The sequence below is a fragment of the Microbacterium sp. IO18 genome (assembly GCF_049099505.1).
In the GTDB taxonomy this organism is placed as follows: Bacteria; Actinomycetota; Actinomycetes; order Actinomycetales; family Microbacteriaceae; genus Microbacterium; species Microbacterium aurugineum.
The window spans coordinates 23,561-42,411 of sequence record NZ_JBMJAF010000001.1; the positions used below are offsets into that span (position 1 = coordinate 23,561).

The 18,851-nt window shown below is 66.5% G+C and carries 23 protein-coding genes and 1 pseudogene; 23 read left to right on the forward strand and 1 reads right to left on the reverse strand.

Translation table 11 applies throughout. The annotated features are described in order from the left end of the window. Positions 1-2 precede the first annotated feature (2 nt). The 19 genes and pseudogenes from ACLF6J_RS00135 (at position 3) to ACLF6J_RS00225 (ending at position 15,053) form a co-directional block, all read left to right on the forward strand. Entirely contained in the window at positions 3-233 is a 231-nt protein-coding gene (locus tag ACLF6J_RS00135) for a hypothetical protein (protein ID WP_376106976.1), read from the forward strand. A gap of 45 nt (positions 234-278) precedes the next feature. Further along, a complete protein-coding gene (locus ACLF6J_RS00140) occupies positions 279-1,001 on the forward strand; it encodes a helix-turn-helix domain-containing protein (protein WP_421076795.1) in 723 nt (240 codons plus the stop codon). Continuing rightward, positions 998-1,168: a hypothetical protein gene (locus ACLF6J_RS00145; RefSeq protein ID WP_421076796.1), complete on the forward strand. Its 171-nt coding sequence runs from the start codon at positions 998-1,000 to the stop codon at positions 1,166-1,168. The genes ACLF6J_RS00140 and ACLF6J_RS00145 overlap by 4 nt, the downstream gene beginning before the upstream one ends. Further along, positions 1,165-1,476, forward strand: coding sequence for a hypothetical protein (locus ACLF6J_RS00150; protein WP_421076797.1), 312 nt, complete (start codon positions 1,165-1,167; stop codon positions 1,474-1,476). Before ACLF6J_RS00145 ends, ACLF6J_RS00150 begins: the two co-directional genes overlap by 4 nt. Next, a complete protein-coding gene (locus tag ACLF6J_RS00155; protein WP_421076798.1) occupies positions 1,448-1,867 on the forward strand; it encodes a hypothetical protein in 420 nt (139 codons plus the stop codon). Before ACLF6J_RS00150 ends, ACLF6J_RS00155 begins: the two co-directional genes overlap by 29 nt. Continuing rightward, positions 1,864-2,352: a hypothetical protein gene (locus ACLF6J_RS00160; RefSeq protein ID WP_421076799.1), complete on the forward strand. Its 489-nt coding sequence runs from the start codon at positions 1,864-1,866 to the stop codon at positions 2,350-2,352. Before ACLF6J_RS00155 ends, ACLF6J_RS00160 begins: the two co-directional genes overlap by 4 nt. Continuing rightward, positions 2,345-3,001, forward strand: coding sequence for a hypothetical protein (locus ACLF6J_RS00165; protein ID WP_421076800.1), 657 nt, complete (start codon positions 2,345-2,347; stop codon positions 2,999-3,001). Before ACLF6J_RS00160 ends, ACLF6J_RS00165 begins: the two co-directional genes overlap by 8 nt. Positions 3,002-3,115: 114 nt before the next feature. Continuing rightward, on the forward strand, positions 3,116-4,252 hold the full coding sequence (locus ACLF6J_RS00170; RefSeq protein ID WP_421076801.1) for a hypothetical protein: 1,137 nt from the start codon (positions 3,116-3,118) through the stop codon (positions 4,250-4,252). A 510-nt stretch (positions 4,253-4,762) separates the two neighbouring features. Further along, positions 4,763-5,329: a helix-turn-helix domain-containing protein gene (locus ACLF6J_RS00175; protein WP_131491327.1), complete on the forward strand. Its 567-nt coding sequence runs from the start codon at positions 4,763-4,765 to the stop codon at positions 5,327-5,329. A 144-nt stretch (positions 5,330-5,473) separates the two neighbouring features. Then, positions 5,474-6,577 carry an ABC transporter substrate-binding protein gene (locus tag ACLF6J_RS00180; protein WP_166804645.1) on the forward strand — a complete coding sequence of 368 codons (1,104 nt, stop codon included), beginning with the start codon at positions 5,474-5,476 and terminating at the stop codon, positions 6,575-6,577. Then, positions 6,574-7,908, forward strand: a complete 1,335-nt coding sequence (locus ACLF6J_RS00185) for an amidohydrolase family protein (protein WP_134351605.1) — start codon at positions 6,574-6,576, stop codon at positions 7,906-7,908. Before ACLF6J_RS00180 ends, ACLF6J_RS00185 begins: the two co-directional genes overlap by 4 nt. Then, entirely contained in the window at positions 7,905-8,666 is a 762-nt protein-coding gene (locus ACLF6J_RS00190; RefSeq protein ID WP_208526469.1) for an ABC transporter ATP-binding protein, read from the forward strand. The genes ACLF6J_RS00185 and ACLF6J_RS00190 overlap by 4 nt, the downstream gene beginning before the upstream one ends. Before the next feature lie 65 nt (positions 8,667-8,731). Continuing rightward, positions 8,732-9,484, forward strand: coding sequence for an ABC transporter permease (locus ACLF6J_RS00195; RefSeq protein WP_165875380.1), 753 nt, complete (start codon positions 8,732-8,734; stop codon positions 9,482-9,484). A 59-nt stretch (positions 9,485-9,543) separates the two neighbouring features. Beyond that, on the forward strand, positions 9,544-10,248 hold the full coding sequence (locus tag ACLF6J_RS00200) for a DUF1028 domain-containing protein (RefSeq protein ID WP_134351601.1): 705 nt from the start codon (positions 9,544-9,546) through the stop codon (positions 10,246-10,248). Between the two features lie 100 nt (positions 10,249-10,348). Further along, positions 10,349-10,699 carry a hypothetical protein gene (locus ACLF6J_RS00205; protein WP_134351599.1) on the forward strand — a complete coding sequence of 117 codons (351 nt, stop codon included), beginning with the start codon at positions 10,349-10,351 and terminating at the stop codon, positions 10,697-10,699. A gap of 40 nt (positions 10,700-10,739) precedes the next feature. After that, positions 10,740-13,118: pseudogene (locus ACLF6J_RS00210) on the forward strand (phosphoketolase family protein); the annotation flags it as partial. A gap of 104 nt (positions 13,119-13,222) precedes the next feature. Beyond that, on the forward strand, positions 13,223-13,831 hold the full coding sequence (locus ACLF6J_RS00215; RefSeq protein WP_134351595.1) for a TetR/AcrR family transcriptional regulator: 609 nt from the start codon (positions 13,223-13,225) through the stop codon (positions 13,829-13,831). Next, complete coding sequence (locus ACLF6J_RS00220) at positions 13,828-14,424, forward strand: GNAT family N-acetyltransferase (RefSeq protein WP_134351593.1); 597 nt, start codon at positions 13,828-13,830, stop codon at positions 14,422-14,424. The genes ACLF6J_RS00215 and ACLF6J_RS00220 overlap by 4 nt, the downstream gene beginning before the upstream one ends. Before the next feature lie 143 nt (positions 14,425-14,567). After that, complete coding sequence (locus ACLF6J_RS00225; protein ID WP_134351591.1) at positions 14,568-15,053, forward strand: hypothetical protein; 486 nt, start codon at positions 14,568-14,570, stop codon at positions 15,051-15,053. A gap of 3 nt (positions 15,054-15,056) precedes the next feature. On the opposite strand, the gene ACLF6J_RS00230 is transcribed toward ACLF6J_RS00225, so the two are convergent. Beyond that, positions 15,057-16,013, reverse strand: a complete 957-nt coding sequence (locus ACLF6J_RS00230) for a helix-turn-helix transcriptional regulator (protein ID WP_134351589.1) — start codon at positions 16,011-16,013, stop codon at positions 15,057-15,059. A gap of 102 nt (positions 16,014-16,115) precedes the next feature. On the opposite strand from ACLF6J_RS00230, the gene ACLF6J_RS00235 reads away from it, so the two are divergent. From ACLF6J_RS00235 to ACLF6J_RS00250, 4 genes are all read left to right on the forward strand, one after another. Next, the gene (locus ACLF6J_RS00235) at positions 16,116-16,583 is read left to right on the forward strand and encodes a VOC family protein (RefSeq protein WP_134351587.1); all 468 of its coding nucleotides are present in this window, start codon (positions 16,116-16,118) and stop codon (positions 16,581-16,583) included. 119 nt (positions 16,584-16,702) lie between these two features. Continuing rightward, complete coding sequence (locus ACLF6J_RS00240) at positions 16,703-17,065, forward strand: hypothetical protein (protein ID WP_134351585.1); 363 nt, start codon at positions 16,703-16,705, stop codon at positions 17,063-17,065. Between the two features lie 120 nt (positions 17,066-17,185). Further along, complete coding sequence (locus tag ACLF6J_RS00245; RefSeq protein WP_134351583.1) at positions 17,186-18,277, forward strand: ATP-binding protein; 1,092 nt, start codon at positions 17,186-17,188, stop codon at positions 18,275-18,277. Positions 18,278-18,290: 13 nt separating this feature from the next. Further along, complete coding sequence (locus ACLF6J_RS00250; protein WP_244093471.1) at positions 18,291-18,845, forward strand: hypothetical protein; 555 nt, start codon at positions 18,291-18,293, stop codon at positions 18,843-18,845. The last annotated feature ends 6 nt before the right edge of the window (positions 18,846-18,851 follow it).

An 18,851-nucleotide genomic window follows, 5' to 3' on the forward strand; every position in this document is an offset into this window, starting at 1 on the left:
CGATGAACACCACGACCACCGCACCCGCTGCGTCCGTCGATACGGCGACGCCGACGCTGAGCGAGATCAGGGAGCGCGCGACGATCGACGTCGAGAGTGCGGGGCGCATTCTCGGGCTGGGTCGCGACAGCGCCTACAAGGCCGTCCGCGAGGGGACGATCCCGAGCCTGCGCATCGGTCGGCGTCTCGTCGTGCCCGTGCCGCGTCTGCTCGCTCTGCTGGGAGAGGGCTGATCGACCGAGCCGACCGACCTACTCGACGGAGGGCGAGCACACACGATGACCACGACCGCAGACCGCCGCGAGCGCGACGGCTTCACGATGATCCCCGACTGGCTCGTCGAGAGCAGCGCGATCTCGCTGCACGACTACGCCGTCCTGATCGTCCTGATGAAGCACGCGCGCAGCACCGGGAAGTGTCATCCCGGCTTCGCGACGATCGCGGCTCAGGCGCGCGTCTCTCGTGACACCGTCATGCGAGCACTGCGCTCGCTCGAAGGGCGCGGGCTGATCTCGATCGAGCGTCGACGCGTCGGCTCGAAGAATCTGCCGAACCGGTACACGCTGCACGTCGAGCAGGGCCGGGTAGTCGCTGACAGCGACCACTCAGCGAGCAGCGCGACCGCGCGCGGGGTAGACGCTCACAGCGACCAGGTAGTCGCTGACAGCACCCAGGGGTGGTCGCTCCCAGCGACTCGAACGAGAGTTACCAACGAGAGTCAAGGACGAGAGGGAAAGCGCACCGCGAGCGGCGCGCGCCGTCCGACGAAGCGCCAGGCGGTGTTCATCGCTGATCTGCGCAGCATGCTCGCGCTCGATGATCCGCAGCCGCAGACGTTCGCCGACGCTCACGCGTTCATCGGCGAGCACTGGCAGGAAGTGCAGCGCCGCGCGCACAACGGCGGGGGCGTCGAGTGCTCTGCCGCTGATCTGTCACCCGAGGCGCGCCGGTACGCGCGAGAGCACGGGCTGCTGCTCGACGACGAGAGGACGACCGCATGATGATCGCCGTCGCTGGGCTGCTGATGATCACCGCCGCGCTCGTCGGGCTGCTCGATGCGCTCGGATTGCTGCACAACGCCTGCACAACCCGCGAAGAAACCGCAGATCAGACAGGTAGGCGCTTGATTGCGGATCAAGCGCGTGATGAGAGAGAGACGGCGCGATGACCACCACACCGACCGGCTCGGCGCTCGAACGCGCTGCGCTCATCGAACGCGCTCACCGCGTCGTCTCGACTTCGGAGCGCAACAGTCTGCGCGACGCGCGTGCCCAGCGCCGACAAGCGCTCGGCGGCTACAAGAACGCGCTCGATCAGATGCGGCCGCAGCATTACAGGGCGGTGAAGGCGTACGCCGCCGCACTCAGCGCCGAAGCCGCAGCGAACCGCGCTGAAGCGAACGAACTGCGCAACCTGCTCGCCGCAATCCTCCGCATCGGGGTGAGTGATGACCACGGGCTATCGGCGCATGCATGAGACGCTCGTGCGCGAGTTCGGCAGCGCAGTAGGTCGCCCGTGCGTCGCGCCCCGCTGCACCCGTCTCGCCGACGGTTGGGGACTCGTCGGCGAAGCGACGCACTACGGCGAGAAAGGCGGCGACGAGAAGATCGTGCGCTGGTCGACCCACCCGAACGACTACGCCCCGCTGTGCTACAGCCACAATGCGCAGTTGGATCGCGGCGGCGACTGGCAGCACTGCCCGCGCGGCCACTACCGGCTCACGTTCGGTACGGACGCGGACGGCGGTTGTCGCGGATGCCGCCGTGACAGGTCGCGCGCCCGCCGAGCCGATCCCGAGTACCGAGCGCACGAGAACGCGCGCGAACGCGAGCGCTATGCCCGCAAGAAGAACGGAGAGCACCAGTGACCGAATCCGACCACGGCGGCGACCGCAACAGCGTGCCCGCACGGTACACAGCCGCGCAGCGAGCGAACGAAGCGCTGCAACTGCGGCTCATGCGCGTCTCGTACAGGGATGTCGCGAAGCGGGTCGGCTACGCCAACCCCGGCAGCGCGTATCGCGCAGTCGAGCGCGCGCTGAAGGCACTGCCGAAGGAGAGCGCGAAGGAACTGCGGGAGCAGGAACTCGAAGCGCTCGACGTCGCACAGCGCGCGATCATGCGCCAGGTACTCACCGGGCATCTCGGCGCGATCGACCGGATGCTGCGGCTGATGGATGCACGCGCACGACTCGCGGGCCTGTACGCCGTGCCGAACGACACGGGCGTCGACGAGTTCAAGACCGTGCTGAAGGCATGGGCTGCGACGCTCGCGACCGACGTCGATGCCGAAGAAGAACGTCTGGCCCGCACAAGCGAGCAGATCACCGAAGAGAGGAACAACCGTGACTGACACCAACCGATTCGCCGCCGCCGTGCGCGGCTACCGCGACGAGATCACCGCCGCGATGAACATCAGAGACGGCAGCCTGAGCGCATCCGGCCTGGTAGAGCGCCAGCGCGCCGCTGTCGCCGCCGCACGCGCCCGCCTGCTGTCTGCGGTGCCACCGCTGCCGCAAGGCGCGCAGAGCCGCGATGACGTGCTCGCCGTGCTGAGCGCGACGACTGCCGACGAGATCGCCCGCATGCAGCACGAGCAGGGCAAGGTGCGGGCGCTGCTCGACGCCGGACTTCCGCTCGCCCAGATCATCGCCGATGCCGACGACGTGCGCGCTCTCGCGATCGCCGATCACGTCGAGACGCTGCCGCAGGTGCTCGAATCGAACAGCGGCGCTGAGATCGTCGCCGAGGTTCGCGGACGCGTCTTCGATCGGCTCGCCGATCTCGGCGTCGACGCGGCTGCGAGCGTGCGCGACGTCGAGCAGCAGAACGCGCCCGCGATCGCCTGGCACCAGGCGATGACTGAAACCGCGGCGGGCAGCGACGCGACCGTCGCGGCCTGGCAGAACGTCTACCGCGCCGACCCGGAGGGCTACGAGATCGTGCGCGAGGGCTTCGACGGCCAGGTCGACGAGTGGGCGCGTCGACTCGATCTCGCGTAGAGCGTCGTCGACCGGGCGTGACGACGGGGGATGCCTCTGTGTCTCCCGTCGTCACGGCGCGGTAGCCTGAACGAGTGCTCGCGCGCTGTTGCCGGGCATAAAGGAGAGATCCATATGACAGAGTCCGTCGATAGTCGGCCCATCGCGTTCATCGCGTGCCCGATTGGGAACAAGTTTGCCCCCCGAGGCAGCGTCGAGCGTCGGTGGTATGACGATAACGTCCGGATGTGGGAAGACGTGTTCGAGGCGGCTTGCGAGGAACTGGACTTGCGTGCCGTTCGTGCAGACAAGATCAGCGAGTCGGGCGAGATCACAGAGCAGATCTTTACCTTCCTTCGCGACGCCGACGTTGTCATCGCTGACGTGAGTGGCGCGAATCCCAACGTCATGTATGAGTTGGGTCTGCGCCACACCCTCGATCGCCCGACGGTCATTGTCGGCGAATACGACCGACTGCCGTTCGACGTCAACACCATTCGGACGATCCAGTTCCGACGCACCGAAGGCGGATTGATCGACCTCCGTGACTCGCTGATTGCAGCACTACGATCTGCGCTTGCGGGCGGCGGATTGCCGGTTTCTGCGACGCGTATCTGGGCGGAAGGCGCGGTTGCGCCGGTAGCCGTGATCGAGCAGGCGGTGGAGGTTTCGGCGGCTGAGGACGACAACGAAGAAGACGACGAGCCGGGCACGCTGGAATTGCTTGCTGAGGGGGAGCGCGCCGTCTACGGAGTGTCTGAGGTGCTCACTGATGCGTCCACAACGATTCAAGAGATCGGTGAGCATACGGCAGTGGCCACTGAAGCGATCAAGGCTTCGGACGCGGCCAATAAGGGTTTCGCCGGACGACTGCTGATCGCCAAGGAACTCGCGACAACGCTTGCCGAGCCAGCTGACGACTTTGCGGTCTCAGTCGCAGGGTTCATCGACCACGTGCAGGCTATGGACGTCATGGTGCGTTACGTGGCCGGTCGTGGCGCGGATTCAGAGTCCGACCGGGCGGATCTGCAAGGCTTCTTCGCAAGCGTGATCTCGTTGGTCGACGCAGCGGAAGAGGCCTCCGTGAATATCTCCAACTATGGCCGTAGTGCTGCAAACCTTCGCAAGTTCAGTTCTGTACTCAAGTCTGTCTCCCGGTCTTTGGAAGGATCGGCGAACACCTATCTCGAAGGCATCGCTGTTATCTCTGGTTGGCGTGCACTAGTTGAGCCACTGCTAGACCCCGAGTCGGATCCTTCGGACTCCGCCTGACGCTCGATTAGGCGACCGAGTCAGAGGCTCGATGCCTCGGCAACGGTAGGTCATGCAACGGCGCCCGGTTGTGCAAAGAGTTGTGCATACTGCCCGTCATTCGCTGCGACGAGTCGACACGAAACGGCATGACAGTGCTGGGGAGAGTCAACGGGCGACTACTCCCCAGCACTAGACATCACCGCTTCTCACGGCTGAGGGTTCTCTGGGGGTCAAGGGGTCGCAGGTTCAAATCCTGTCAGCCCGACCAATGAGAGGCTCGGAATCGCGCGGACGTCGCGAGGTTCCGAGCCTCTGTCGTATCCGCCGCCGTGCTGTGGTTGTCCCGGCGCTATGCAGTTGCTCGGGACCAACCGGCAGGCGCTACTGCCAGAGCCGGGACCCGCTCGGCCGGTCTCCGCGAGAGTTTACGGGTCCGTAACAGAAACGTCTTGTCAGCGCGCGCCGCCCAGTTTACAGTGTGATTACTGGAAGTAATCGACCTGATTACCAGGAGAGAGGCACGGCCTGATGGACGACAGCAATCTCGGCGCTCGTGTGCGGGAACTGCGCACGTTACGACAGATGTCCACGCGCGAACTCGCCCGCCGAGCGTCCATCAGCGCGGGGTATGTCAGCCAGATCGAGAACGGCCAGGCCAACACCAGCCTGGATGTCGTGCGTCGCATTGCCGCGGCCTTCGGCATTCCGTGGACCGAGTTGTTCAGCGCCCAGCCCGCGGTGGGTACGGTCCTGCGGCGTGGCGAGCGTCCGATGCTCGCATCGGGCAATTCCGTTCGACACTTCCGCATCACGCAACCGCCGCTAGGCAACGTCGAGGTGCTGACCTCGGAATACGAGCCCGGCCACGGTGAAGGGGGCGAGAACTACACGCACGGCGACTCGCAGGAGGTCTGCGTGATCCTGCGAGGAAGCTTCCGCTTCAATCTCGGCAACCAGGAGTTCATCCTCGAACCCGGGGACAGTATCGACTACCGCACGTCGACCCCGCACAGCATCGTGAACGTCGGCGACTCCGTCGGCGAAGCGCTCTGGGTGGTGACCCCACCCTCCGCGGCCCCGCCCGTCACCACCTGATCCCGGATGCGGCACCGATGCCGCACCCCTGCACGCCCCGCTTCGTCGTTCGACGGCAGCGGTGTTCGGCGATCCCGAAAACGTTCCACCTTCACTACCGCTCCACCCGAACCGCACCACCCCGACTATGCGCAAGGAGACACCATGAAGACCATCCGGACCACCGCGGCAGCGTTCACCGCTGCCGCAATGATCGCTACTCTCGCTGGCTGCTCGACCGACTCAGGCAGCGCTGACGACTCGACCGACGCCCTGACGACGGTCGAGTTCGGTCTGCCCACGAACATGGGCGCCAACAACTCGCCGATGGCCGTAGCCGAGGCGCTGGGCTACTTCCAGGACGAAGGGCTGAGCGTCGACATCGTCGTCACGGGAGACTCGACCTCGATCGTGCAGGGCATCGACTCCGGCTCCTTGAACATCGGCAGCACACCCCCCGAGCCCATCTGGCAGGCGATGACGAAGGGCAGCGATCTGCAGCTCGTCTACAACTACATCCGCAAGCAGACCGGTTCGCTCGCTGTGCTCGAAGACAGCCCGATCACGTCGCTCGAGGACTTCGAGGGCGCTGTGATCGGCCAATACAGCCTCGGCACCTCGAACATGCTGCTGTCGGAGGGGATCCTCGCCTCGGCGGGACTGGAGCCCGATGTCGACTACACGCATCTGGCCGTGGGCACGGGCGCCGCCGCGCTGCAGGCGCTGACGACCGGCCAAGTCGATGCGCTGTCGCTGTGGGACACCGAGTATGCGGCGTTCGAGGCTCAGGGCACGCCTCTGCGCTACTTCACGACGGACGAGGTCGCGTCCCTGTTCTCCACGACGTACTTCTCCAATGCCGACTATGCAGCGGACAACCCGGAGGTGATCGAGGGATTCGGGCGCGCCATGGCCAAGGCGACCTTGTTCACGGCGACCAATCCCGAGGCGGCGCTGCGCATCATGTACGACGAGTACCCCGACACCCTCGTGGCCGGCAACTCGATCGACGATCAGCTGAAGGTCGACCTGGTCGCCCTCAATGCGCGGATCGCGCTGCTGACCGCCGGCGACCCTCAGGCAACGCAGTCGTGGGGCGCATACGACGAGTCCGCGCTGAAAGCCTGGGGCACGTTCGCGCTGGATGCCGGCATCATCGACTCCGCTGTCGACACCGTCGCCGCGGCACCGAACACCTTCGTCGACGCGTACAACGACTTCGACGCCGACGCTGTCGTCGCCGAGGCAGAGAACTGGAGCGCCGAATGAGCACCCTGACCTTCACCGACGGCATCCCGGCGGTCGACCACCACTCCCATGCCGGGTACATACGCCCCGGCGAGCGGTTGGAGGGAATCGACTCCCTCCAACGTGAGAACGCGATGGGGTACCTCGAGGCGAATCTTCCCGTCGACGTGTTCGATGCGTTCGTCGCGGCGCGGGCCGCCGGAGACACTGGCGAGCTCCACCGGCTGGACACCCAGCACGGCATCCGGGCGCTCTTCGACGAGAGCAGCATCTTCCAGTCGACCTCGGTCTACGGCGTCTCACTCGCAGAGGGCACCCGTGCGCTGTACGGGGAGCTCGATCAGGAGGAAGCCGTTCGGGTGAGCGCCCAGCAGCGAGAGGACGACTTCCCCGGCCTGTACGACCGGGCGCTGCAACTGTCTGAGACGGCCTTCGTGCTCACCGACATCCCCGCGATCGATGCGCGTTCCTGGTCGCCGGAACGGTACAAGCCGGTCGCACGCATCGACCCCTACCTGTATCCGTTCGGTCATCCGGCGTTCGAGCGCCGTGGCTCGGATACTCCGCGATTCCGCCGGGTCTTCTCCTCGATCCTGCGGGACCTTCTCGATGCCGAAGGTCTCACCCAGCCGCCAGCGACACTCGGTGCCTACGTCGAGTTCGTGCGCGGCTCGATCATCCGCCGACAGGAGAGCGGGTTCGTCGGTCTGAAGATCGCCTCGGCATATGTGCGTTCACTCGACTTCACGCGACGCTCGCGTGAGGAGGCCGAGGCGGCGTACGCGCAGATGCGAGATGAGGGCGCGCTGGAGCCCCCGGCGTACAAAGCTCTCGCGGACTACCTCGTGTTCGCGATCGCCGAACTGGCGGTCGAGCGGGAGTTGCCGGTGCAGATCCACACCGGCATGGGTCACTCCGAGCCGGGACTGCTGCTGTCAGGTGCCGACCCCCGCCTGCTGGAGCCGCTGCTGTCAGATCGGGCGCTGAACCGCCTGCGGGTGATCCTCATCCACGGCGGGTTCCCGTACACGTCGCACCTCGCCGCTCTCAGCCAGGCGCACGGGAACGTGTACCTCGACTTCTCCTGGATGCCGTATCTGCATCACCACGCACTGGAGCGGATGCTGCAGGAATGGCTCGAGCTGCTGCCGGCGGACAAGGTCATGTTCGGGACAGACACCGGGCAACCGGAGTTCCACGTCGCCTCGGTGGCCCGCGGACGCCTGCTGCTGGATCGGGTCCTCGGATCCGGTGTGGCGGACCGGTTGTGGACGACGACGCAGGCGGAGTGGCTGGCCGGTCGTGTGATGAACGGCAATCTCTGCCGTGTCTATGGGTTGGAGGCGTTGTGAGCGAGCTGATCGAGATCGAAGCCCTGTCGAAGGTGTATCAGACCCGGACCGGGGATGTGACCGCGCTCTCGCATGTGGATCTGGGGATCGGTGAAGGCGAGTTCGTCTCGATCCTCGGGCCCAGTGGGTGCGGTAAGACGACACTGCTGCGGATCCTCGCGGGACTGGAGCAGCACACGGCCGGAGCGGCGACGATCTCCGGCGTACCGATCGGAGCCCCGCGCGGGGAGGCAGGGATGGTGTTCCAGAAGGCGACGCTGCTGCCATGGCTGAACATCCTCGACAATGTGCTGCTGCCGCTGAGCCTGAAACGGCGCATCACGGCGGACGACCGTATCCATGCCACGAGTCTGTTGACGATGGTGGGGCTCGCGGAGTTCGTGTCCAAGCATCCGCATGAGCTGTCGGGCGGCATGCAGCAACGTGCCGCGATCTGCCGGGCGCTCGTGCACGATCCGGCTGTGCTGTTGATGGATGAGCCATTCGGTGCCCTGGACGCGATGACCCGCGACGCGCTGAACGTCGAGCTCAACCGCATCTGGCGCGAGACGACGACCACCGCGGTGCTCATCACTCACAGCATCAGCGAAGCCGTGTTCCTCGCCGAACGCGTCGTGGTGATGACCGCCCGTCCGGGGAGGATCGCGGAGATCATCGACGTCCCCTTCGGAAAGACCCGCACCCCGGACTTGCTCGGCGACCCCGAATTCGCCGCACTCACCGCACACATCCGTCGACACTTCGAGGTGGCAGCATGACCGCGCCCGCGCAGACCGCACCTATGCAGACTGTGGCGGCCAGACGGCCGCTCGTGAATACCCCCATGAAGCGCACTCTCGCCTCCTTGGGCGTGTTGGCGGCGCTGCTGCTCGTGTGGCAGTTCGTTCCCGGATGGACGCACACGCCTGAGTACGTCGTTCCGCCGTTGAGCGATGTCCTGGCGGCCCTGCTGGATCCGGCAGCCTTCCCGCGGTACATGGAGAACGCAGGCTCGACCATGTCGATCGTGCTGCTCGGCCTCGTCATCGGAGTCGTGGCGGGGCTGGTGCTGGCCATCGCGCTGGCGCAGTCGCCCACCGCCTACGCCGTGGTGTTCCCATACATCGTCGCGATCGAGTCGATTCCGAAGGTGGCGGTCGCCCCGCTGTTCATCATCTGGTTCGGGTTCGGGATGCCGTCGAAGGTCGTCGTCGTGGTGCTGCTGGCGTTCTTCCCGATGCTCGTGAACTCGCTGCACGGATTCCGTGGCGTCGACCGTGACCAGCTGGATCTGTTCCGGGTCAACGGCGCGAAGCCGCTGCAGATCCAGACCAGGCTCATGCTGCCTGCCGCTCTCCCGCAGATCTTCTCCGGGCTCGAGCTGGCCGTGGCCAACTCGATGATCGGCGCGATCGTGGCGGAGTTCGTCGGAGCGCAGAAGGGGCTCGGCGTGCTGATCCTGCAGGCGCAGGGACGGATGGAGACGGCAGCGGTGTTCGCACTGCTGATCATCCTGTCCGTGCTCGGAATCCTGCTCAATCTTGCGGTGCGGGTGCTGCGGAAGATCGTTGTCCGCTGGGAGATCACGGCGCGCTGAGCGCCACCTGCGGGGGTGGGTAGGAGGGTCCGCCCCCCCCATTCGACGAGAGGGACAACATGACTTTCAGTATCATCGCCACCGACCCGGCCACCGGCATGGTGGGCGTGTGCCAGGGCACCGGGTCGATCGCGATCGCGTCGCGCTGCCCGCAGGTGGCGGGCGGCGTCGCGGTCACCAGCCAATGGCACTCCGACTGGCGTCTCGGTCAGCGCGCGTGGGATCTCGGGCAAACAGGGATGGACCCGCGGTCGATCATCGCGGCACTGGAGACCGCGGACCCGTGCTTCCGCTACCGGCAGGTCGGCATCGTGATCGACGATGGCCGCGTCGCGGCCCACACCGGAGACTTCGTCGAGGGCGATCTGTACGCCGGCCATGTCGTCGGCGACGGCTACGCCGCACTCGGCAACGGCGTGGTGGGCGCTGGCGTGCTCGACGCCATAGCCGCGCAGTTCGAGTCGTCGCCCGGTCTGCCTTTCGAGGAGCGGCTGATGCGGTCGTTGGAGGCGGGGCTCGCGGCGGGTGGCGAGGGCAGGCGACATCTCTCGTCGGCGATCATCACGACCACGCGCGGTGCGCGGCGCGCTCGACTGGACCTGCGGGTCGACATCGCGCCCGATGGTGCGGACTCGATCCACGAGCTGCGCCGCATCTTCGACGAGTACGCTCCGCTCGTGGACTACTACGCCGACTACTGGCTCGACCACCCCGAGGTGACGAGCGATCAGTGGTTGGAAGCCGGAAAGCCGCTCAGTCGGTGACGCGGCATCGCTGAAGACAGTGCGCGCCGCAGCCGCAGGCGCCGCCCGACCGCTGTCAACCCCCTTCGCGGTGCGAGGGCGCGCTTCGTACCGTGGCGTCATGGCGATCGAACTGAACAACCCCGCACTGCGCCACGCCCGCCAACTCGTTCGGGCCGGAAAGGTCGTCCGAGACGAGCGAGACGACTGGTCGGAAGCGGCGCCCTCGGCGGATGAGGAGAACGCCTTCATCGAGGAGAACGGCTGGACGGAGTTCTCGTACTGGCACCTCGGCGTCGACAAGACCGAGAGCTCCGAGACGAAGCAGGCCTACAGCTTCCCGTTCGGCGACTTCCGACGAGTCCACCGCTCGGGCGTGATCTCAGCGGAGAGCCGAGCGGGCCAGTATGACCACACTGAGATCAGAGATGCGCTGAAGTCCCTTCTCGCGCTCATCGACGAGAAGGACTGACCGAGGCAGGTCTCCATCCGCACTCGCCCGGGCGCGAGCCCGAGAAAGGGAGGCAACCCGTATGCGAGAACAACAGATCCGGCAGCTCGACGCGTGGTGGCGCGCCGCCAACTATCTCAGCGTGGGACAGATCTATCTTCGTGACAATCCGCTTCTCCGCCGCGAGCTCGCGGTCGACGATGTCAAGCCACGCCTGCTCGGCCATTTCGGGACCGTTCCCGGGCTCAATCTGATCTATGCCCACGCGAATCGGCTGATCCGCGAGCGCGATCTCTCCGCCCTGTACATCGCAGGACCGGGCCACGGAGGCCCGGGGATGGTCGCCAACGCCTGGCTCGACGGGACATACACCGAGCGCTATCCCTCCGTGACCCGTGACGTGACCGGGATGACCCGACTCTTCCGCCAGTTCTCCGCGCCCGGAGGCATCCCGAGCCACGCTGCACCCGAGACGCCCGGGTCGATCCATGAGGGCGGCGAGCTCGGCTACTCGCTCAGCCACGCGTACGGCGCCGCCTTCGACAACCCCGACCTGACGGTCTTCTGCGTCGTCGGCGACGGTGAAGCCGAGACGGGTCCGCTCGCCACCGGGTGGCACGGGAACAAGTTCCTCAACCCGGTTTCGGATGGTGCGGTGCTACCGATCCTGCACCTGAACGGCTGGAAGATCGCCAATCCCACGCTGCTGGCGCGCATCCCCGAAGAGGAACTCGTCAATCTGATGCGCGGATACGGTCATGACCCGATCATCGTGTCCTTCGAGGCGACGGATGCGGCAGAGGATGTGCACCGTCGGTTCGGCGACGCACTCGAGACCGCGTTGGATCGCATCGCCGCGATTCAACGGACAGCTCGCGAAGGGGCTACGGCCGACCGCCCCGTCTGGCCGATGCTCGTCCTGCGATCCCCCAAGGGGTGGACCGGCCCGGTGGAGGTCGACGGGCTCCCCGTCGAGGGCACGTGGCGCGCACACCAGGTTCCGCTACCCTCCGCGCGGGACACCGAGGAGCACCTGCGGCAACTCGAGGATTGGCTGCGGTCGTATCGGCCCGACGAGCTGTTCGACGACTCGGGTGCACCGCTGCCCGACACCGTCGCTCTCGCCCCGGGCGGTGATCACCGCATGTCAGCGACCCCTCATGCGAACGGTGGTCTGCTCCGGCAGGACCTCGACCTCCCGGACTTCCGCGGGTTCGCGGTCGAGGTCGAGTCGCCCGGCGCAGCGGACGCGCAGGCCACCGCGGTTCTCGGCCGCTACCTGGCCGAGGTGATCCGGCGCAACCCGCGCACGTTCCGGCTGTTCGGTCCGGACGAGACCGCGTCCAATCGGCTGGCACCCGCGGTCTACGAAGCGACCGACAAGCAGTGGAACGCGCAGATCCTCGACCTCGACGAGCACCTTGCGCGTGCGGGCCGGGTGATGGAGGTGCTCAGCGAGCATCAGTGCCAGGGCTGGCTGGAGGGCTACCTGCTCACGGGAAGGCATGGCCTGTTCAACAGCTATGAGGCGTTCATCCACATCGTCGACTCGATGTTCAATCAACACGCGAAGTGGCTCGAGGCGTCGGCGCAGGTGCCGTGGCGCGCGTCGATCGCCTCGCTCAACTATCTGCTGTCGAGCCACGTGTGGCGACAGGACCACAATGGCTTCACGCACCAGGACCCCGGATTCCTGGACGTCGTCGTCAATAAGAGTTCCGACATCGTCCGGGTATACCTTCCCTTCGACGCGAACACACTGTTGAGCACTTACGACCACTGCCTGCGCAGCGTCGACTACGTCAATGTCGTCGTGGCAGGCAAGCAGGACAGCCCGCAGTGGATGACGATGGACGAAGCGATCCTGCACTGTTCCCGTGGACTCGGCACCCTCCCGTGGGCAGGCACCGAATCGGACGGTGAGGAGCCCGACGTCGTCCTCGCGGCGGCGGGGGACGTTCCGACCGAGGAGATGCTCGCCGCCACGGCGATCCTGCGCGAGCGGGCGCCCGAGATCGCGACCCGCGTCATCAACGTCGTCGATCTGATGCGGCTGCAGTCCGAGGACGCTCACCCGCATGGGCTCTCGGAAGCCGACTTCGACGGGCTGTTCACGACTGACCGGCCGATCATCTTCGCCTTCCACGGCTATCCGTGGCTCATCCACAGGCTGACCTACAAGCGGAACAACCATGCGAACCTTCACGTGCGCGGCTACAAGGAGAAGGGCACCACGACGACACCCTTCGACATGGTGCTGCTCAACGATCTCGATCGCTTCCAGCTGGTGATCGACGTACTCGACCGGGTGCCGGGCGCGGCCGGGCGCCACGCGACTCTCCGCCAGGAGCTGCACGACCGGCGGGACGAGGCGCGCGCCTACACCCGCGAACACGGCGAGGACGAGCCGGCGATCGCCGACTGGCGCTGGCCGGGGTAGATCTCCGTCGCCGAGCCAGTCGCGGCACGCTCGATACCGGATCGAGCGTGATCTTCTCACCGCACCCCATATAATGAAGATAGATTCATTTCAAAGGGGTGACCATGGTGAGATCACCGGAACAGAACGCCGCGCTGCGCGTGGCCACGCGCGAGCGGATTGAGACCGCAGCCGTGCGCGTCTTCGCGAGGCGCGGGTTCGCCGCATCGAGCATCAAAGACATCGCCGACGAGGCCGGCCTCAGCGCCGGCTCGATCTATCGCCACTACGCCAGCAAAGAGGCGCTGTTCGACGCCTTGCTCGAGCAGGCGTCATCCGGTCTGGTCGCAGCGTCCGCGATGCTCTCCGCCGATGCCGCCCCCGTTGTCCTGGTACGTAAGTTCACCCGCGTGTTCGTGACCGATCTGATGAACGGGAACGGCGAGGCCGAGTTCTTCCTGGTCATCAACCAGGGATTCATCTCCGACACCCCGGCCGGTACTGCGGAACGACTGGCACGCACCCAGCGGCCGCTCTGGGATGCCTTCGAAGCCGTCGTACGTCGGGGGCAGGCGGCTGGACAGTTCGATGACGGCGATCCGGCGCAGCTGACCGCCTACTACTTCGCGATGCTCTCGGGCATCGCCGGCATGCGAACGGTCATCCCGACTGCGATGACCGAGGCGGGCATCGACCTGGTGCTCCGCCTGCTGATGAGAAAGGACGCTTCATGACGATCACAGTCGAACGCGGTGACACACTGGGGGAGGCGTATCGCCGGCGCATCACCGAGGTCCTCGTCCAGGGGTTCGCCGAGGACTTCGAGTTCTTCTCGAAGGATCCACGGGTCCTCGCGGATGCGTTCGCGCACATGATCCTCCTCGACCGCTTCTTCGTGGCGCTGGTCGACGGAGAGCCCGCCGCGATCGCCTCGGTCACCGAGGGGCAGCAGGAGTGCTTCGACCCTGACCGTCGAGAGATCCAGCGCACGCTCGGTGGACTGCGCGGCCTCGTGTGCTCCTTCATCGTCCGGAGCCAGTTCCTCGGCGCGTACGAGGGGGCACGCCCCGGCCTGGCGGAGATCGGCTTCGTGACCACCGCGCCGCAGCACCAGGGCAAGGGAGTCGCCACGGCCCTGATGAGTCACCTGTTGCAGTTGCCCTACGACGAGTTCGTGCTCCGCGACATCAAAGACACGAATGCGCCCGCGCTCGGGCTCTATCGAAAGTTCGGCTTCACGGAGTCGAGCAGCCGCCGAGTGCGGTTCGCCGGACGTGCCGGGTTCTCCGCCTATGTGTCGATGAGTCTGAAGGCCGTGGCTTCGTAGCGCTTGCGCTCCGGGTGGTCGGCGTTGCTACGGTGTTTCGGGTGAATCGCTCTTCGGTCTTGATCCCGTTCGTGCTCACCTCCGCTCTTCTCCTGAGCGCCTGCTCTGCGCAGGATCCGGAACCGCCCGGAGAAGATACGACCATGGGGGACGAGACGATCAGCGTCGACGGTGGCCCCGATGTCGCCGACGTCTTCGACCGGATCGGCAGCTGCGACACGGTCGCGACCCATGTCGCCCCGTACATCGAAGGTCTTGTGCCGTTGGATTCCAACGCGGTGGACGAATACGGTGCGTACTGTCAGTGGGAAGCCCCCGAAGACCTCGCCGACCTCGGAGATCTCGCGTCCGTCGAGGTCATGGTCGTTCCCAGCGAGACCAGTGAGGTGGAAGATCCCGACATCATCGAGCAGGCCGGTTTGACGCTCATCCCTGACGGTGCGCTCGACGCGGCGGGAGGCATCGCCTACGGTCTCGACGGTGAAACGGCTGTGGCCGCGGTCACCGTCACATCCGTCCGCGTGCCCGGCATCAACATCGACATCACCGGTGGACAGTGGGGAGACCGCCCTGCCCTCGACGGGCCCGCGGCCGTCGGCGTGGCGAAGGGGCTCCTCGGCATCGACTGAGGGTCAGCGCCGCACTGGCGGTGTCGAGCCGGTGATGCGGGCGGCGAGTCCGTCGGCGGCATCGAGAAACTCTTCGGGTCCGAGGATGGTGAAAGGGGCGTCGAATCGTAGGATCCACGAGAGCAGTCCTGCCCAGGACCAGGATCCGACCCGGATGCGGCACTCGGAGGAGGAGACCTGTTCCATCTCGGCGTCGCCGAGCCAGGGCGCTATGTCGGCGGCGGGGAGGTGCAGGAGGAACTCGCCGTGGCAGGGCCAGACGTCCTCGCTGACCGAGCCTTTGGAGCGCGCTGCCAGGAAGGTGCGAGCGTCTCCGGTCGGCAGAGCGCGTGGTGTGAAGCGTGTTCCGCCGGCGAACTTCGGGACCATCCTGTCGAGCCGGAAGATGCGCCAGTCGGACACGTCGAGGTCCCAGGCGATGAGGTACCAGCGACCGTTCCGCGCCAGCACCGAGTGAGGCTCCACGCGACGAGGCGGGCGATCGGTCGACTCACCGTAGTCGAAGCGGAGAGTCCTCTGCTCCTGGACGGCAGCGCTGACCGCTTCGAGCACCTGCGGGTCGACCCGCGACTCGGCTGCGGTGTCGGTGAAGCGGATGCCGTCGATCCGGTGACGCAACCTCGACGGCATCACCTGTCGCACGGTAGCCAGGGCCCGCGCCGCGGCCTCGTCGAGATCGACTCCGGTGGACGGGGAGCTCTGCAGAGCCACGGCGATCGCCACCGCTTGCTCATCGTCGAACAGCAGTGGCGGAAGTTCTGCTCCGGCCGCGAGCCGGTAGCCACCGTCAGGCCCCTTGATCGCGGCGATCGAGTATCCGAGTTCCCGTAGCCGGTCGACGTCTCGGCGGACCGTGCGCGTCGTCACCTCCAGCCGCTCCGCGAGCACGTGTCCCGGCCAGTCCCGGCGCGACTGCAGCAACGAGAGCAGCGCGAGCATGCGTGAAGACGTTCCCGACATGATTCCAGTATCCGCGAAGTAGAGGACTCATCCTGTCCTCTACGTCTTGCAGTGTGGGGTCACGGCATCCCGCCGTGACCAACGCAGAAGAAGGACACGCAGATGAGCATCACCACGACCACCCACCTCAACTTCCCCGGTACGGCGCGGCAGGCGCTCGACTTCTATCAGTCCGTGTTCGGGGGCACCGTCGTCGCGGCGACCTACGGTGACCTCGGCATGCCGGCAGATGCCCCCGGTGCGGACAAGATCGTCTTCGGCCAGGTCGAGAACGACCACGGGTTCCGCGTCATGGCCTACGACATCCCTGGGCAGGACACCACTGACACGTCGCGCACCGCCGGGAGCACACGTCGTGAGAACGGCGTCACGGTGACCGATCGCACGTTCTTCCAGTCTGTGCGCGGCGAGACGCTCGATGAGGTCACCGCGATCTGGAACGCGCTCGCAGCCGGCGCGGACGTCGTCGAGCCCCTCGCCGCGTCGCCGTGGAGCCCAGGCTTCGGAATGCTCACCGATCGTTTCGGTGTGACCTGGGTGATCGACGTGCAGCCCGCACGCGGCGCCTGATCGGGCCGCGGCCGGCCCTCGCTCGGTGCGGGGGACGGCCGCCGCTTCTGTGGGCACCTGACACCACGACTGGCTGACCCTGATCGCGGCGCACGCAGCGATTTCCGTACGCTGGGCTCATGACGACGTCCGCCTCCGTTGTGCAGCGCCCGGTGCGCCAGCGGCTTCCGTGGGTGCTGATGCTTCTCGCCACGGTGCTCACCCTCGGAACCGTCGCGTTCATCTGGCTCGTGGCCGTGCCCGTGGGGCCCCTCGTCTGCGCTGCGGTGGATCCGCCGACGAGCAACTGCTTCCTGTCTCACCGTCAGGGGAGCGCGCTGGTGATGACCGTGATCGTCATCGCCGTCTACCTCCTCGCCCTCCTCCCGGCGCTGCTCCGTCGCGCGCGGGGTGTGCTCGTCGTCGGAGTGGTCCTCCTCGCGTCCGCGCCGTTCGTGTCATACGCGGTGGTGGCCTGGGCGCCGGGCTTCGCGATGGCGTGAGAGCACCTCTGCACTGGTGAACGGGCGCTCGATCAAGGAAGATGTCGATCACCGCCTCGGTGAAGCGATCGCATCCGATCGGATCGCCACAGCATCTCGAACGAAAGGCCCACCGGAACGATGACCACCCTCACGATCGGAACTGCCCTCGGCGATCCCGACGCCAAAGTCGCGCTGGACGCGAGGCGTTTCAACCGCCACACGTTCTGGGTCGGTCAGAGCGGAAGCGGCAAGACCTACGCGCTCGGCGTGGTGCTCGAGCAGCTCCTTCTGGAGACCGAGCTGCCGATGATCGTCTTCGACCCGAACGGGGACTTCACCCGGTTGCAGGAGACGCGCCTCACGGCGAACGAGGCGGATGCGGCCAGAGTCGCGGCATCGGACATCCGTGTGTTCCGTTCCGGGGCAGGGGAGGGGGAACGACTGCACGCGCGGTTCGTCGATCTCTCGGCGGCCTCGAAAGCGGCGGTGCTGCAGATGGACCCGATCGCGGACGCGGACGAGTACAACGCCCTGATCCATCTGGAGCAGGACGCCGAGAGCCTGGACGGGCGCGGCATGGTGCCGGACCTGCTCGCGTCGGCCGACCCTGCCAAAGTGAGGCTCGCGAAACGGATCGAGAATCTGCAGGTGCTCGAATGGAACCTGTGGTCTCGCGGTGCGAATTCCGTCGTCGACGTCGTCGATGAGCGGCCGCGTGTCACGGTCCTCGACCTCGGCGGCTTCGAGCACCCGGCGGAACCCAAGGTCGCCGCCCTCGCGGTGCTCGAACATCTCTGGGCGCGACGTGAAGAGCGGCGCCCCGTGCTGATCGTGATCGACGAGGCGCACAACCTCTGCTCACCCAACCCTGAGACCGCGGTCGAGCGGGCCCTCACCGAACAGCTCGTGCAGATCGCCGCCGAGGGACGGAAGTTCGGGCTGTGGCTGCTGCTCTCCACGCAACGGCCGACCAAGATCCATCCCAACGTGCTCTCGCAGTGCGACAACCTGGCGCTCATGCGCGTCAACGCGCCCCGTGACCTCGCGGAACTGGCCGACGTGTTCGGGTTCGCCTCGGAGGACGCCATCCGGCGCTCCGCGGAGTTCGTGCAGGGGCAGGCTCTCTTCGCGGGCGGGTTCATCTCGGCGCCGACATTCGTGCAGATGGGGGCGCGGATCACGGAGGAAGCCGGAGGAGACGTGAAGGTACCGCTGCGTGCCGAACGTTGAGAGGGTGTTCGGTGTGACAGACGAGAGGAAGACGCGGCGATCGGCTGCCGACGACGGGATCCTCCGGGTCCACCGAGCGTTGAGGTCGGGGTTCGGGACCGAAGCGGCCGTGTACGGCACGATTCTGGTCAGCGGCCTCGTCGCGGTGTCGTCCGCGCACGGCGAGACGTCGTTCGCGGTGCTCCTGACCGTCGCGGTCACCGTCCTCGTGTTCTGGGGAGCCCACGTCTACGCCGGAACGGTGGCGAGGGTCAGCGACCGTGCGGAACGTGAGCAGGGGGAAGCGGTCGGCGTGCGAGCAGCGTTCGCCGCGTCCGTGAAGCACTCCCTCGGCATGCTCAGTTCCGCGACCGTGCCGGCCGTCATCCTGCTCGCGGGAACGACGCGGGTGATCCCCGACGGGCCCGCGAACGACCTCGCGCTCTGGTCGGGAGTCGTGATCCTCGCCTTCCTCGGCTATGTCGCCTTCCTCCGCCGGGGGAGTCCCTTCTTCGTCCGCGTCCTCGGCGCCCTCGGAACCGCATCCTTCGGGCTCGTCTTCGTCGTTCTGAAGGCTCTCGTGCACTGACGGCGC

Bases quoted from the DNA above. Each gene is read 5' to 3' on its own strand.
- ACLF6J_RS00135 (WP_376106976.1), top strand. From the start codon at position 3: ATGAACACCACGACCACCGCACCCGCTGCGTCCGTCGATACGGCGACG.
- ACLF6J_RS00140 (WP_421076795.1), top strand. From the start codon at position 279: ATGACCACGACCGCAGACCGCCGCGAGCGCGACGGCTTCACGATGATC.
- ACLF6J_RS00145 (WP_421076796.1), top strand. From the start codon at position 998: ATGATGATCGCCGTCGCTGGGCTGCTGATGATCACCGCCGCGCTCGTC.
- ACLF6J_RS00150 (WP_421076797.1), top strand. From the start codon at position 1,165: ATGACCACCACACCGACCGGCTCGGCGCTCGAACGCGCTGCGCTCATC.
- ACLF6J_RS00155 (WP_421076798.1), top strand. From the start codon at position 1,448: ATGACCACGGGCTATCGGCGCATGCATGAGACGCTCGTGCGCGAGTTC.
- ACLF6J_RS00170 (WP_421076801.1), top strand. From the start codon at position 3,116: ATGACAGAGTCCGTCGATAGTCGGCCCATCGCGTTCATCGCGTGCCCG.
- ACLF6J_RS00175 (WP_131491327.1), top strand. From the start codon at position 4,763: ATGGACGACAGCAATCTCGGCGCTCGTGTGCGGGAACTGCGCACGTTA.
- ACLF6J_RS00180 (WP_166804645.1), top strand. From the start codon at position 5,474: ATGAAGACCATCCGGACCACCGCGGCAGCGTTCACCGCTGCCGCAATG.
- ACLF6J_RS00185 (WP_134351605.1), top strand. From the start codon at position 6,574: ATGAGCACCCTGACCTTCACCGACGGCATCCCGGCGGTCGACCACCAC.
- ACLF6J_RS00195 (WP_165875380.1), top strand. From the start codon at position 8,732: ATGAAGCGCACTCTCGCCTCCTTGGGCGTGTTGGCGGCGCTGCTGCTC.
- ACLF6J_RS00200 (WP_134351601.1), top strand. From the start codon at position 9,544: ATGACTTTCAGTATCATCGCCACCGACCCGGCCACCGGCATGGTGGGC.
- ACLF6J_RS00205 (WP_134351599.1), top strand. From the start codon at position 10,349: ATGGCGATCGAACTGAACAACCCCGCACTGCGCCACGCCCGCCAACTC.
- ACLF6J_RS00215 (WP_134351595.1), top strand. From the start codon at position 13,223: ATGGTGAGATCACCGGAACAGAACGCCGCGCTGCGCGTGGCCACGCGC.
- ACLF6J_RS00220 (WP_134351593.1), top strand. From the start codon at position 13,828: ATGACGATCACAGTCGAACGCGGTGACACACTGGGGGAGGCGTATCGC.
- ACLF6J_RS00225 (WP_134351591.1), top strand. From the start codon at position 14,568: ATGGGGGACGAGACGATCAGCGTCGACGGTGGCCCCGATGTCGCCGAC.
- ACLF6J_RS00230 (WP_134351589.1), bottom strand. From the start codon at position 16,013: ATGTCGGGAACGTCTTCACGCATGCTCGCGCTGCTCTCGTTGCTGCAG.
- ACLF6J_RS00235 (WP_134351587.1), top strand. From the start codon at position 16,116: ATGAGCATCACCACGACCACCCACCTCAACTTCCCCGGTACGGCGCGG.
- ACLF6J_RS00240 (WP_134351585.1), top strand. From the start codon at position 16,703: ATGACGACGTCCGCCTCCGTTGTGCAGCGCCCGGTGCGCCAGCGGCTT.
- ACLF6J_RS00245 (WP_134351583.1), top strand. From the start codon at position 17,186: ATGACCACCCTCACGATCGGAACTGCCCTCGGCGATCCCGACGCCAAA.